Source organism: Bilifractor sp. HCP3S3_D3 (genome assembly GCF_052063915.1).
GTDB lineage: Bacteria > Bacillota > Clostridia > Lachnospirales > Lachnospiraceae > Bilifractor.
In genome coordinates, this window is record NZ_JBQHWP010000036.1 from 1 (window position 1) to 14,299 (window position 14,299).

At 48.9% G+C, this 14,299-nt stretch carries 10 protein-coding genes, 1 tRNA gene and 1 rRNA gene; all 12 read right to left on the reverse strand.

Annotated elements, in window-relative coordinates; all coding sequences use genetic code 11:
• Window positions 1-100, reverse strand: a 16S ribosomal RNA gene (locus ACTNDI_RS13560); the annotation flags it as partial.
• Between the two features lie 619 nt (window positions 101-719).
• Window positions 720-1,691: a tRNA dihydrouridine synthase DusB gene (gene dusB / locus ACTNDI_RS13565; RefSeq protein ID WP_441101496.1), complete on the reverse strand. Its 972-nt coding sequence runs from the start codon at window positions 1,689-1,691 to the stop codon at window positions 720-722.
• Complete coding sequence (locus tag ACTNDI_RS13570) at window positions 1,691-2,029, reverse strand: DUF6145 family protein (RefSeq protein WP_441101497.1); 339 nt, start codon at window positions 2,027-2,029, stop codon at window positions 1,691-1,693. The genes dusB and ACTNDI_RS13570 overlap by 1 nt, the downstream gene beginning before the upstream one ends.
• Before the next feature lie 217 nt (window positions 2,030-2,246).
• Window positions 2,247-3,053 carry a biotin--[acetyl-CoA-carboxylase] ligase gene (locus tag ACTNDI_RS13575; protein WP_441101498.1) on the reverse strand — a complete coding sequence of 269 codons (807 nt, stop codon included), beginning with the start codon at window positions 3,051-3,053 and terminating at the stop codon, window positions 2,247-2,249.
• A 288-nt stretch (window positions 3,054-3,341) separates the two neighbouring features.
• Window positions 3,342-4,346, reverse strand: a complete 1,005-nt coding sequence (argF, locus tag ACTNDI_RS13580; protein ID WP_441101499.1) for an ornithine carbamoyltransferase — start codon at window positions 4,344-4,346, stop codon at window positions 3,342-3,344.
• 172 nt (window positions 4,347-4,518) lie between these two features.
• Window positions 4,519-5,490, reverse strand: a complete 972-nt coding sequence (locus ACTNDI_RS13585; protein ID WP_441101500.1) for a cell wall hydrolase — start codon at window positions 5,488-5,490, stop codon at window positions 4,519-4,521.
• A gap of 670 nt (window positions 5,491-6,160) precedes the next feature.
• Window positions 6,161-6,943, reverse strand: a complete 783-nt coding sequence (locus tag ACTNDI_RS13590; RefSeq protein ID WP_441101505.1) for a TrmH family RNA methyltransferase — start codon at window positions 6,941-6,943, stop codon at window positions 6,161-6,163.
• 454 nt (window positions 6,944-7,397) lie between these two features.
• Window positions 7,398-8,390 carry a 6-phosphofructokinase gene (gene pfkA, locus ACTNDI_RS13595; protein ID WP_441101501.1) on the reverse strand — a complete coding sequence of 331 codons (993 nt, stop codon included), beginning with the start codon at window positions 8,388-8,390 and terminating at the stop codon, window positions 7,398-7,400.
• Window positions 8,391-8,541: 151 nt separating this feature from the next.
• Entirely contained in the window at window positions 8,542-12,012 is a 3,471-nt protein-coding gene (locus ACTNDI_RS13600; RefSeq protein ID WP_441101502.1) for a DNA polymerase III subunit alpha, read from the reverse strand.
• 5 nt (window positions 12,013-12,017) lie between these two features.
• On the reverse strand, window positions 12,018-12,860 hold the full coding sequence (locus ACTNDI_RS13605) for a CvfB family protein (RefSeq protein ID WP_441101503.1): 843 nt from the start codon (window positions 12,858-12,860) through the stop codon (window positions 12,018-12,020).
• A gap of 82 nt (window positions 12,861-12,942) precedes the next feature.
• Window positions 12,943-13,656: an acyl-[acyl-carrier-protein] thioesterase gene (locus ACTNDI_RS13610; protein ID WP_441101504.1), complete on the reverse strand. Its 714-nt coding sequence runs from the start codon at window positions 13,654-13,656 to the stop codon at window positions 12,943-12,945.
• A gap of 376 nt (window positions 13,657-14,032) precedes the next feature.
• Window positions 14,033-14,105: transfer RNA gene (locus ACTNDI_RS13615), tRNA-Gln, on the reverse strand.
• Window positions 14,106-14,299: the final 194 nt, after the last annotated feature.

Below are 14,299 nucleotides of genomic sequence, written 5' to 3' on the forward strand. Positions count from 1 at the left end.
AAATCATTCCGAAGAAATCTTCTTCAGTGCTTCGCTCGACTTGCATGTGTTAAGCACGCCGCCAGCGTTCATCCTGAGCCAGGATCAAACTCTCATAAAAAAGATTTGATTTGTTCAGAATTAACACTTGGCTAATTCATCCCTTTTTACTGTTTTAAAGGATCGTAATCAATTCGTTATCTCCCTACGAACAGTTCGATAACCCGTTGAATACTTTCGATCGTTCAAACAAAAATTTTATAAAACTTCATTTGAATTTTCGAGGATGTGTTTTACTGTTCAGTTGTCAATGTTCATTGTCTGTCGTAGATGAAATCGTTTCTCTTGCGAAAGCTCACTTAGAATACCACGAGTCCCAGGGAAAAGTCAACAGCCTTTTTAAATTTTTTCTCTTTTTTAAAAAACTTGTGTTTTTACCCAGAATTCAGCCCAATATATAGTAACCTTCATATGAGCATCATGCAAATCCGGGATTCCATGCAGTAAACCGCCATGCCGTCATGCCCCCGAAAGCAGGGCACTCCAAAAACTGTATATGCTGTAGATGGTTCGCTGCTCCGCAGGCGGAGCGTCACAAATTGCATAAGCTGCGGATTGTTCCCTGCGTCGCAGGCGGGGCGTCTCAAACTGCATAACGCGTGCGTGTCAATGGTTGCCTTCAGAAAAAAGCAGTTTTCGGAAAAAGGCTGCTCTCGAAATTAAGCGCGTCATGGATATCGCTATATAAGTGTTTCCCTCAGCAGCTCTCGCATCTCGTCGCCCGTATCCGCTTCGTTAATTCGCCTGCGAAGGGATGCAGAGTTCGGGAATCCTGCCGTGTACCAGGAAATATGCTTCCGCATTTCCCGGATGCCAGTGTATTCCCCTTTATATTGAACCATCAGATCCATCTGGCGAAGAATCATGTCATATACTTCTTTCGGCGCTGCCTTTGAAATAATTTCGCCCGTCTCCAAATAATGAATAACCTGATGAAAAATCCACGGATTTCCCCGGGCAGCCCTCGCGATCATAACCCCATCCACACCGGTCTCCCGCATCATTTTTTCTGCCTTGCGGGGAGAATCCACATCACCGTTTCCAATTACAGGGATCGAAACCGCATTCTTTACCTGGCGAATAATTTCCCAGTCCGCCTCCCCGGAATAATACTGTTCCCGTGTTCTTCCATGTACCGCAATTGCGGAAACGCCGGCATCCTCCATCCGTTTCGCCACCTCTACCGCATTCACCGAGTCCAGATTAAATCCCTTTCGGATCTTTACGGTTACGGGTTTCCGGATTCTTTTCACAACAGCGGATATAATTGCCGCTCCACGCTTCGGATCCTTCATCAGCGCCGAGCCTTCCATATTGTTAACGACCTTCGGTACCGGACAGCCCATATTAAAATCCAGGATTTCAAAAGGAAGATCCTCAATCATTGCTGCCGCCTCTGACACAGAGTCCGGATCACTTCCAAAAAGCTGGAGCGAGACAGGGTGCTCCGTTGGATCCGTTCTCATCAGCGCCTGGGTATTCCGGTTTTTATATAGTATAGCCTTTGCGCTCACCATTTCCGTGCAGACAAGACCTGCTCCCTGTTCATGACACAAAACACGAAATGGCAGGTCTGTGACACCTGCCATCGGTCCGAGTATTACGGGATGATCAATTATAACATTGCCGATTTTCAATGGCCGAATTTTCATCAGTTACCACCGCCCGCAAATATTTTATAAAACAGTTCCATAGATTCAAAGAGCTCCTGTTTCTCCTCGCGAAGCTTCTTCACTGCAAGACCTGCTCCTATGTCGTCATACATAGCATCTGCCGGCTCCGCCTCGGTACGAATTTCAAGATTGCCCTCCGGATCAAACTCCAGGACGATAATTCCTCCGCACTGCTCAGTAAAGGTGACACAAGTGATCTGCAGTTCGTCACGGATCTTCTGGGGAAGTATGGAAAAACTGTCATTAAAATAGTATTTCTTATCGTAATAATTTGCTCCGCAGAGCACAATATTCTTGTTCTTATCTTTATCGTTCATTCTCTGTTCTGTTATCAAATGATTCCGATTTGACCGGTGTGACCGGATCTTTTTATCGGATTATATCCTCTGATTTCTGCTCTCAATTATATGTTCTGTACCGGCTGTTTCGAATGATGGATTCTATCTTATCCATCCATTCATCTGGTGTCCGTTATCCCGAATCTGATAGTCGCCATTCTCTGTCCGCTTTTCTACAGACATCATGTGCCAATCCTCAGACATAACCGTAAATTCCACGAACCGATACCTCGCCGGCAAAAACCTTCTCTGTCGTTCCGGTATCTTCTCTCTTCACCAGCAGCTCACCAAACCGGTCGATTCCCAATGCGGTGCCGCTGTACGGATTGCTCTGATTCATGACCCTGACCTTCCTACCCCGGTTTGCAAGGATCGCCTGGTAACGGTCCATCAGACCTGTCAGATCACCGGTCTCAAGAAAAACATCGTAATATCTGCCAAATGATTCCAGTATCCCGGCCGCGATGCGATCGCGGTCACATTTTCTCCCCGTCTCGAGGAATACGGAAGTTGCTTTATCGCTCAGATCCCGTGAAAAACGGTCCATGTTCACATTTATGCCGATTCCGGGAACCAGATAATCCCCGTTCGGTCCCATTTCCGTGAGAATGCCGCAGAGCTTCTTTCCTCTGCACACGACATCGTTCGGCCATTTGATCCCGGTATCAATTCCGGTCACATCACGGATTCCGTCCGCCGCTCCTAGTCCCATTACAAGAGTGATCATTGAAATCCTGCTCATTTCAATTTCTGGACGCAGAACGAGGCTCATCGATATGGAAGTGCCTTCAGGAGATCCCCATGATCTGCCGCGGCTTCCCTTACCTGCCGTCTGCGTATCCGCAAGGTACACGCTCCCGTCGGGAGCGCCTTCTTCCGCCTCCTGTCTGGCCCAGTTATTGGTGGAATCCACAGATTCCCTGTAGTGAATGGTCCAGCGATCCGTGCGCAGCATGCTTTGTATCCGGTCTGCACTCAGATGACTGTTTATTTCTTCCTCCAAGATCAACTCTCCTGTTTCTACTTCGGTTGTCCCACACCCGACTGTCACTGCTGCTCTTTCTGTGCGTTACGCAGGTTTGTCTGTCATATCGCGCGGCACTTACATGTTTGTTCTCCCGTCATCTTATCGCACGGCACTTACACGTCTGTCCGTCTGCCATATCCGCGCGGCACTTACATGCCTGACTGCTTGCCAGACCCGCATGTGAGAACAATCCTTTTTCGACATGTCGGGCAGCCGTGTATGCATCTTCCAGAGCTCTGGCGTTTCGTATGATGAGCTTCCAGATCAGAGCATACCGCGGTCCGCGCCGAGAGTTGCGGCCATGACTGCTTTGATCGTGTGCATTCTGTTCTCTGCCTCGTCAAATACGAGAGACTGCTCCGATTCAAAAACTTCATCGGTAACTTCCATGTCATTCAGACCATATTTATCATGAATCTGTTTTCCGATTTTTGTGCCTAGATCATGGAAGGACGGAAGACAATGCAGGAAAATCGCATCCGGTCCGGCTGTCTGCATGACCTCCTTTGTAACCTTGTAAGGAGTCAGGTCCCGGATTCTTTCTTCCCAGACAGCGTCCGGCTCTCCCATAGATACCCATACGTCAGTGCACACAATATCCGCGTCCCGTACGCCTACACTGACATTTTCCGTCAGCGTAATGGAACCGCCGCTTTCCTCTGCCCACTTCTCACACTGGGAAACCAACGCGGCATCCGGGAAATACTTCTCCGGCGCACAGGCAACATACTTTAGTCCAAGCTTCGCGCAGACTACCATATAAGAATTGCCCATGTTGTAGCGCGCGTCACCAAGATAGACCAGCTTCAGTCCTTTCAGCTTTCCGAAATGTTCACGAATCGTCAGCATATCCGCCAGCATCTGTGTCGGATGATATTCATTTGTCAGTCCATTCCAGACAGGAACCCCGGCATATTTTGCGAGCTCCTCCACGATATCCTGACCAAAACCGCGGTATTCAATACCTTCGAACATTCGTCCGAGCACGCGCGCAGTATCAGCGATGCTTTCCTTCTTACCGATCTGCGATCCAGACGGATCCAGATAGGTACTTCCCATTCCGAGGTCATGCGCGGCCACTTCGAAGGAACAACGGGTTCGTGTACTCGTCTTTTCAAAAATAAGCGCAACATTCTTTCCGCGAAGAGAATCTACCTGAATTCCTTTTTTCTTCTTCTCTTTATATTTCGCCGAGAGGTCAAGTAAATAGGTGATTTCCTCAGGTGTGAAATCTTTAAGTGTCAGAAAATTACGTCCCTTTAAATTCATCTCATTTTCCTCCTCCGGATAGATGCTGTGCGGTTTCGGCTCTACTTCCGAGTCATATGGTTTGATTTTAACTCATATCCATTAAAAAAACAAGAAAGAGGCTGACTGCGCAGCCTCCTTCTGTTCTTCTGTCCTTATATCTGATTGGTTAATTTGGAAAATTGTTATGTGATTAATAGAATGTCTGATTTCCGATGGTAAGTCCGCTTCCGCCGCCCGCATGGAAGTAGAGACAGCTGCCCACGGGATTCGCACCGTTGATCGCATCCTGTGCCGCGGCATAACAGTCTGCATCGACTCCGGACGAAAGAGTGGCTGCGAGGGCTCCGCTCGATGCCGGGGTGAACTGCCCGCTCTGGTAAATAACTTCGGAGATGGTGTTCGGAAAAGAGGCACTGTTAACACGGTTAAGAACGACCGCTCCTACTGCAACCTTTCCGGTATAGCTCTCCCCTCCCGCCTCGCAGTGAATCAGTGCAGCGAGAAGATTGATATCATCCTGTGAATAGGAGCTGTCCACGGTATTCGTCGTGGTGTCCGGCACAATTCCGGTCTCCGCTTCAAATTCTGCAAGCGTAACCGCGTCATGCGTATCCGCATTGATGGCAACGGCATCGGTAGAGATGTAACCGGTCTGGCCGTTTACCTTCACCTTGAACCAGCCGTTGTCTGCGCTGATCAGTGTCACGCCCGCCTTGTCCTCCAGCGTCATGAGAACAGAGCTTCCCGTGCTCTCACCGGAATAAACCGGTGTACCTGCTATGTTCACAGTACCATAGACCGTATTTTCCTCCAGGTATTCTGCCTCTGCTTCCGCGCCAGTTACCAGAAGATCGGAACTTACGTATCCTTCAATATTTCCGGAGGAGATCTTCGTCCAGCCATTCTCCTCACCCTCGACAGTTACCAGGGCTCCCGGGGTAAGAGCCCCCACACAGTCGCTGGAAGAATCCTCTCCGCTGCGAATCAGTGTATAACCATTCGAACTGGTAAGATCCGCGACCGCCTTGTCCGCCCAGTTCTCTACAAAATACGGGTTGTTGTATACCGACGCATTCGTATCTGCGTACACCGGTGCTGTCATCGCCGTAGTCATCGCAAAAATACAGCCACATACTGCAATCGTTTTCGTTTTGTTTTTCATAAAATCCTCCTGTGGAATGAGATAATCTCCGGAATAAATCCCGGCTTGGCCGGCCCCGACAGACGCATCCCCCTCGTCTTTCGCCACAGCTCCGGCTCACGGAAATCTGCTCATAATATTGAAATCAGATTTAAGATTATTTCATATTTGTTAATATTTGTTACAAAATGGAAACCAACTACAAGTTCGGCATTATAGCATTGCGGTTTTTGCTTGTCAAGCCGTCCAAAAAACGGCCGGGTTTTGATATGATTAATTCAGAATACGCCGGTTTTATGTAGACATATTGGATATAACATCAGATATATTTGCGTGTTTGTCCTTTTTGTCAGACATATCATCTGCTTATATCTGCCGGTATTGATGGGAGTAATTATTACGACAAAGTATTATCAGGATTCAAAAGAGATCTGCGGATTACAGCATTTTCGGTATTGAAAAGAGATCTGCGGATTGCAGCATTTTCGGAATTGAAAAGAGGTCTGCGGATTGCGCATTTTCGGGAATTGAAAAGAGGTCTGCGGATTGCAGCATTTTCCCGAGTTGAAAAAGAGACCGGATGATTCAGGCAAGTTTTCTGAAAGAGATATGAATCATATGGATAAAAATCTGCCTCGCCCTGCGAGATGAAACTTCTGTTTCTAAGTCACACAGGGCGGGATGGGTTCCGTCATCTCTGATCATGCGCCGCATACATCAAAAGAGCGGACGCGACAGCCGCATTCAGAGATTCTACCTTTCCCTCCATAGGGATCCGGATCAGCACATCAGCCTTTGCGGAAAGCTGATCGCTGAGACCGTTTCCCTCATTTCCGATCAGAAAGGCAGTTCCGCCGGTGTAATCTTCGCCGCGATAGGTATTTTTCCCCTTGAGATGAGCGGCAAAAATCTTCACCCGCTTCTCCTTCAGCCAGCTGCAGACATCTGCGAGGTCGTCTTCTCTGCGGAACGGAACCCTGTAAATTGATCCCATTGTAGACCGGATCACCTTGGGCTGAAATACATCCGCAGTCCTGCTGCTCATAAAGATTCCGCTTACGCCGGCTCCTTCTGCAGTTCGAAGGATTGTTCCGAGATTCCCCGGGTCCTGAAGGTCCTCCAGAATCATCACGAGAGATGCACGTCCGGATCCTCCGAGAAGCTGTTCCCGTGTGTACTCCGGCATACCGGCAACCGTCAGTATGCCCTGAGGTGTCTTCGTATCACACATTCGTTCAAAAACCGGGTCTGAGACGGTTTCAAACGAGATTCCCTTCAAAGTATCGTCTGATCTGTGTTCATTCAAAAATGTTTCGGAAACAAATACATTTTTCCGCAGCTTTTCCGGGGTTTCCCGAAAAAGCTTAAGGCCCTCCGCAATGAAGCAATGTTCCTCTCTGCGGGCCCTGGATTTATTATTTAATTGGATTATTCTCTTAACATGGGCATTTGTTATACTGGTGATCACCGTCATCTTCTCCCGCTTCTCTGTTCTGTCAAAATTAATGTAATATTTTGGAATCTGGTAAAACATTCAGAAAATATCAGGCCAATTATTTTACAAGGTGGCAATTCATAAAGTCGTACCCGGTACATCAATTGATCCGGGCAACGAGATAAAACACGCTGCGCGAGTTTTATCTCGCTATCACGACGCTCGCCGCACACGAATACTTCGCATTCGGCTGCGGCTCACTGTTCGCGTAATTAAACAGCACTCTGTCCGGCAAAGAATGAATATTCTGCTATGGCTGCATCAATTGCGGGTCACAGCGCTTTTATCATGAGTTCCGACACGGAATGCAAAAAGGCCGCCACACGAAATGGGTCCGGAAGAGATCTCTCTCCGCATTTCGCGTGGCAGCCCCTGCAATCCATAAGCTATACGCCTGTTATTTCATGGCATAAATCCATAAGCTATGCGCCTGTTATTTCATGACATAGTTATAAGAAAGGGTCTTGGCAAGCTCAACCTCATATTCAGACAGAGACTTCTTCATCGCAAGTGCTTCATTGATATCGAAGTCGACAAACTGTCCGTTCTTGTATGCGACAACTCTCTTGGTCTTTCCACTGATAAGCAGATCCACCGCGTATGCTCCCATGATGGTAGCGTACATTCTGTCCTTGCAGCTCGGGCTTCCTCCACGCTGCATATGGCCGAGGATGGTGGCACGTGTCCCGATTCCGGTAGCCGCCTCGATCCGCTTTGCCATAGCCTGTGAGTGTCCGATTCCCTCTGCATTGATGATGATATGGTGCTTTTTGCCCTTCTTACGGGTCTCAATGATATGATTGATAATTGTCTGCTCGTCGTAATCATATTTCTCCGGCAGAAGAACGTCCTCTGCTCCGGATGCAATACCGCACCAGAGTGCAATATAGCCCGCATTTCTTCCCATTACCTCAATGATCGAACACCTCTCATGAGAGGTCGAGGTATCGCGTACCTTATCGATGGCTTCCATCGCTGTATTCACCGCAGTATCAAAACCGATCGTGTACTCTGTGCAGGCAATATCCAGGTCGATGGTTCCCGGAACGCCGATAGCATTGATCCCCTTGTCCGCAAGCTTCTGGGCTCCCGCGAAGGAACCGTCGCCGCCTACAACAACCAGTCCGTCAATCCCGTATTTATTGCATGTGGCAACTGCCTTGTCAATTCCCTCGTCAGTGCGCATTTCTGCACAACGCGCAGAATACAGAATTGTGCCGCCCTTTCCGATAATATCAGAAACGTCCTTGGCATTCAGGTCAACAATTTCTTCGTTGATCAGTCCTTCATACCCTTTCAGGATTCCCTTAACCTTAAGCCCCTTGCCGATCGCACGGCGGGTAGCCGCACGAACCGCCGCGTTCATGCCCGGCGCGTCACCGCCACTGGTAAGGATACCTATTGTTTTGACTTTACTTTCTGCCATTATCGTTCCTCCGATTCTACACATTAGATGTATTCGATGTATCAGAATAACTGTAATTCCTAATTTCCGGGCTGCCCTTACGTCCCTATTCCGGCGATAGACCGGAAAAAGGCCAATGTCTGCCCAAGCATTTTATATTTTAATGCAAATTCTATTGCATTTCAATGCGCTTTTCAACAACTTTCACGTTGTCGCCGCCGAATTTTTGCTTCAAAGTGACGAGAACTCCTCCGGCATCTTCCGCGTCTGTAAAACAATTCAGCCGCTTCATGGCGCGCTCCTTCTCCAGATATACGATGATCCGGTCCGTTCCGGGGAAAGGCGCGGCAATATCCCGGATATCCTTCTCCGCCTGTTCAAAGCCATCTATGTCCGGAAAGCGAATCCATATCTCTGCCGGAACCTCAGAAAAGGGAATCACTCTTTCTAAAATGAGCTTGCTGGGCCGGTCTTCTTCTACAGAAACCCTGCCGCGGATGAACACCTTTGCGTCAGTATCAACCATACCTGAATACTGCTCATAGCTTTTTGGAAATACGATGATTTCCATTGTGCCGAGAAGATCTTCCAGCGTCAGAAACGCCATCGTCTGATTCGTTTTTGTGTATTTGATCGTCTTGGAGGTGATCATACCGCCTACCGTAACCCGGTTTCCGTCTCCGACCTTCGGGATCCCGCTCTCTTCGCCAGGAAGGAAGTCCGTCGTCACCGCAGATACGTTTTTTCTCCACTTTTCCTCATATTTTTCGAGGGGATGACCGCTGATATAGATTCCGGTCACCTCCTTCTCAAAGGCAAGTTTTTCCTCTTTGTTAAATTCTCCGACATCGGGCAGGCGTATCTCAAACTGTTTTCCGGCCTCCTCGCCCATGAAATCAAAGAGCGTCATCTGGCCGGCCATGTTATTCTTCTTGTCCTGGCTGACCTGATCCAGGATCAGACTGTACACCTGCATATACTGCCTGCGGGTACCGCCAAAGCAGTCAAAGGCTCCTGCCTTGATGAAATTTTCCAGCGTCCGCTTGTTGACTTCTCTGCCGGAGAGTCTCTCGCAGAAGTCTCTCAGGCTCTTGAACGGACCATTCAGCGCCCGTTCCGCTTCTATCGCCTCCATGACCGGGCGTCCGATTCCCTTCACGGCTGAAAGGGCATAGCGGATCTTTCCGCCTTCCACCGAGAACGAGCTCTCGCTCCGGTTAATATCCGGAGGGAGAATTTCAATTCCCATCTTCCTGCAGTGCAGCATATATTCTGAACATTTCCCCGCGTTGTCGATGACCGAAGTCATCAGCGCAGCCATGAACTCGACAGGATAGTAGCATTTCAGCCACGCTGTCTGGAAGGTTACAACCGCATAGCACGCGGCGTGGCTTTTATTGAACGCGTACCGGGCGAAATCGATCATCTCGTCATAGATTTTATTTGCCGTCTTTTCATCGATTCCATTGCGGATACAGCCCGGGATATCTTTCTCCTCGTTGCCGTAGACAAAATTCTGGCGCTCCTCCTCCATGACATGCATTTTTTTCTTTGACATTGCCCGCCGCAGCAGGTCAGCGCTTCCGTAGGAATAGCCGGCGAGCTCGCGGACGATGTTGATGACCTGTTCCTGATAGATAATGCATCCATAGGTGGACTTCAGGATCGGCTCGAGCTGTGGGGTGTCATACCGTACCAGTTCCGGGTGTTTTTTCCCTTTGATATAGTCAGGAATAAAGTCCATAGGTCCCGGGCGATAAAGCGCCACACCCGCGACGATGTCCTCCAGAGAGGTGGGCTTCAGTTCCTTCATGAAGCTCGTCATTCCCGCGGACTCCAGCTGGAACACCCCCTCGCACCGGCCCTCTCCGATCATCTTCATTACCTTCGGGTCATTATAATCAACCTTTCGCAGATCAATTTTCAGTCCGGTCCTTCTCTCCGCCATATTTGTGGCATCCTGAATCACCGTCAGCGTCCGGAGTCCGAGAAAGTCCATTTTGAGAAGACCGAGCTCCTCCAGCTCCGTCATATTGTACTGTGTTGTTATGGTGCCGTCCGCCGCTCTCTGGAGCGGTACAAACTCGTCTACCGGTCTGGATGAAATGACCACACCCGCAGCATGCATGGAGGTGTGCCTTGGCAGTCCCTCCAGCTTTCTCGCCATATCAATCAGATGATGTACCTGTTCGTCAGAGTCGTATGCCCTCTTCAGATCCGGATTCATCGTCAGTGCCTTGTCAATCGTGATGTTTAACTCATTCGGTATCATCTTCGCGGTGGCATCACAGAGCGCATAGGGCAGGTCCATAACGCGGCCGACGTCCCGGATCGCATTTCGGGCTGCCATCGTACCAAAGGTGACGATCTGAACCACCCGATCCTTATGGTATTTTCTTACGACGTAATCAATGACCTCCTGTCTCTGTTCAAACCCGAAATCCACGTCAATATCCGGCATGGATACCCTCTCCGGATTCAGGAAACGTTCAAAAAGCAGACTGTACTTCAGTGGGTCCAGTTCCGTGATTCCCATCGTGTAGGATACCATGCTTCCCGCAGCGCTTCCTCTTCCAGGGCCGACAGGAATATTGTGCTCCTTCGCGAAATGAACATAGTCCCAGACGATCAGAAAATAATCGACGTACCCCATGGTACGGATTGTATTCAGTTCATATTCCAGGCGGTCGCGGATTTCCTGCGTGACCGGATGGTAGAGCTGTTCCGCGCCGTCATAGCACAGCTTCTGAAGATAAGTCCATGAAGTAAAGCCTTCCGGCACCTCGTATTTCGGAAGCTTCAGCTCATGAAAGCGGATCTCGACCTGGCATCTGTCTGCAATCTTCTGGGTATTGTCAAGCGCCTGCCTGGCATAGGGAAACAGAGCTGCCATCTCCTCCTCGGACTTCACATAATACTGCCCGCCCTCATATCGCAGACGGTTTTCATCGCTGACCTTTTTCCCAGTCTGAATACACAGAAGAATGTCATGGGCATCGGCATCCTCCGCTCTTGTGTAATGACAGTCATTCGTACACACAAGTTCAATGCCCGTTTCCTCACTCATCCGCAGCAGCTGTGGATTTACGATTCTCTGCGCGGGAATTCCATGATCCTGCAGTTCAAGAAAAAAATTACCCTTTCCGAAAATATCCTCATACCGGAGAGCCGCGGCTTTCGCCTCCTCGTAACGGTTTCTTGCAAGGTTGGAAGCAACCTCTCCCGCAAGACAGGCGGAAAGCGCGATGATCCCTTCGTGATATTTTCTGAGAAGCTCCAGGTCGACTCTGGGCTTATAATAAAATCCCTCTGTAAAGCCCCGGCTGGTAATTTTCATCAGATTGTGATATCCCTGCAGATTCTCCGCCAGCAGGATCAGATGATAATAGCGGTTCTCCCCGGACGCGGATTCCCGATCAAACCTTGACCCTGGCGCTACATAAACTTCGCACCCGAGGATGGGCTTTATTCCCTGGGCCATACACTCCTTGTAGAACTGAATACAGCCGTACATCACCCCATGGTCCGTAATCGCCGCAGCATTCATGCCGAGTTCCTTTACCCGTGCGACATAATCTCTGATCTTATTTGATCCGTCCAGGAGGCTGTATTCCGTATGAACATGCAGATGTACAAAACTCATTCCGATCACTCTTTCAGATAAATCTGTCCGTCATCGAGCCGTATTTTTCTCTCCTTCAGGAGATGACCAACCGCGCGCTTGAATGCAGCCTTTGAGATTCCAAAGCGGCTGTTGATCAGTTCAGGATCCGCCTTGTCATCAAACGGAAGAACGCCTCCCTCCTCGCGGATGGCTTCTTCGATCCTCTCTGCGTCCGTATCCATCTGAAGATAAGCCTTCTGCTTTGTCGTGACAGTCAGTTTTCCGTCCTCCCGGATCTGTGTGATCCGAACCTTCAGTATCTCTCCCGGCCGGAATTCTCCCTGTGCGTCTTTTTTCGGGATGAGAGCAGAATATTTGTCATCTACGGCAACAAAAACACCGAAGTTTTTGCTCTGTTCATATACCCTTCCCTGCACCACATCGCCGACACTGTACGGGGAATCCGTATGAAGATAGTGATAGACCTTCATCGTCGCGCAAAGGCGCCCGCTCTTGTCAATATAGAGAGCAACCAGAACATCGTCATTTTTCTCAACCCTGCAGGTCTGTTCATGGAAGGGGAGCAGAAGATCCTTTTCCAGCCCCCAGTCCAGAAACGCTCCGATGCGCGTTGTCTCCTTCACCCTGAGAACCGCAGTCTCCCCGAGTTCTACCTTTGGTGTGTTTGTCGTTGCAATCAGCCGGTCACTCGAATCCCGATACAAAAATACCTCGACAGGGGTGCCGATCTCCGCTCCAGCCGGCACCTGTCTGACAGGCAGGAGCACCTGCTGCTCCTTTCCAGCCTTCGGGTCATCGGAGAGATATACTCCGAAGTCCTGTCTCTTCAGCACTCTCAGCACCTGTTTTTTTCCTAATTCCAACATGTTGTTCCGTCCTTTCTGTAACCGAAGCCTGTAATCATGCGACAATAATTTTCACATTCTGGGAAACCGGAGACCGGTTTCATTACTCCGAAAATTCAGAGATGAAGTATTTCTCTCCCTGTTCATCATTAAACTGTACATAAAAGCTGCCATCCCGTTTTCCTACAATCGGAACAATGACATCACCTTCCATGACTTGCCGAATCCATTCGACGCGAAGATGATGCACCTCAAATCCGACAGGAAGAAATCTCCTTGAAAGACGCACGTACTGCGCGTTGTTCATGTGGCCGTTTACATCAAGATGTTCTTCACGGATTATGATTTTCTTCTGTTCCTCCCCGTTTTCGGGCATCCGGATCTTTCGTCTGCCCAAATCCTCTGGAATCTTCCACGATGGATCGAATCCGTATCCCTCGATCTGCTCCGCGGGAATTACCTCCGGTGTTCCTGTCTTCATATTCATAAATACCCAGTCCGAGGTTGCGAGAACCAGTGTCTCACCGTCAGCGCTTTCCATGGAAAAATCACGCGACGCCATCAGGCTTCGGAATCCGTGAGACCAGGTTCCTACCCGGATCTTCTCGTTGAAACCGGCATATCGGTAGATGTGTGCCTGCATGTCCACGATCACCCACGCATGATCCTGCTTTCGGTTATGAGCAATGCCAATCCCTGCGTCCTCACCATGAAAGGTTGCAGTGTCCTGAAAATAATTCAGTATCGTATAGGGAGTCATGCGCTGATTTTCGTCCACTTCGCTGAAGCGGACTCTTCCTTCATAATAATATTTCATTGTTTTCTTCCTTTCATGGTATTCGCGTCGTTGCATGCATTCGCATCCGCTCTCTTACGCATGCTTCGCGGCAGGCGACCCGTCTGCGTTTTCGAAGAGTGGTTCTGATTATGTTATTGTATAAGCTACGGATTGCTCCGTAAGCCAAACTCTACAATATGTATAAAGCCAGCTGCTCCGTTGCTTCGCAACTCCCGCAGCTGCCACATGCATTCGCATTCTCGCGGTGTTTCACACCGCTCCATGCTCATACATGTTAGCGTCGTTCAAGCATGCAGTTTTCTGTGCATGCTTCGCATGCCCAAAACTGCCAGCTTGACGACGGCTTTATACATAAAAATAAGCGATTACATCACATGGATGTAATCGCTTCTTACTGGGCTACCTGGATTCGAACCAGGAAAATGACGGAGTCAGAGTCCGTTGCCTTACCATTTGGCGATAGCCCAATGCTTTGTGCATTGCCTTGCAACATGTGATATTCTATCAGACATCCCCGGGAAATGCAAGGGGAAATTTGATATTTTTTATATTCTATAAGCCATAAATGATAAAGTCCTGATGTACCACAAATGAAAATGTCCCGATTATGGTAGAATATTACTTTCTATAATCTATCAGATCGGAGGACATAGCTTATAAG

Coding starts and splice junctions, on each gene's coding strand:
- pfkA (WP_441101501.1), bottom strand. CDS start 8,390: ATGGCAGAAAGTAAAGTCAAAACAATAGGTATCCTTACCAGTGGCGGT.
- ACTNDI_RS13570 (WP_441101497.1), bottom strand. CDS start 2,029: ATGAACGATAAAGATAAGAACAAGAATATTGTGCTCTGCGGAGCAAAT.
- ACTNDI_RS13605 (WP_441101503.1), bottom strand. CDS start 12,860: ATGTTGGAATTAGGAAAAAAACAGGTGCTGAGAGTGCTGAAGAGACAG.
- ACTNDI_RS13600 (WP_441101502.1), bottom strand. CDS start 12,012: ATGAGTTTTGTACATCTGCATGTTCATACGGAATACAGCCTCCTGGAC.
- ACTNDI_RS13585 (WP_441101500.1), bottom strand. CDS start 5,490: ATGAAAAACAAAACGAAAACGATTGCAGTATGTGGCTGTATTTTTGCG.
- ACTNDI_RS13590 (WP_441101505.1), bottom strand. CDS start 6,943: ATGACGGTGATCACCAGTATAACAAATGCCCATGTTAAGAGAATAATC.
- argF (WP_441101499.1), bottom strand. CDS start 4,346: ATGAATTTAAAGGGACGTAATTTTCTGACACTTAAAGATTTCACACCT.
- dusB (WP_441101496.1), bottom strand. CDS start 1,691: ATGAAAATTCGGCCATTGAAAATCGGCAATGTTATAATTGATCATCCC.
- ACTNDI_RS13610 (WP_441101504.1), bottom strand. CDS start 13,656: ATGAAATATTATTATGAAGGAAGAGTCCGCTTCAGCGAAGTGGACGAA.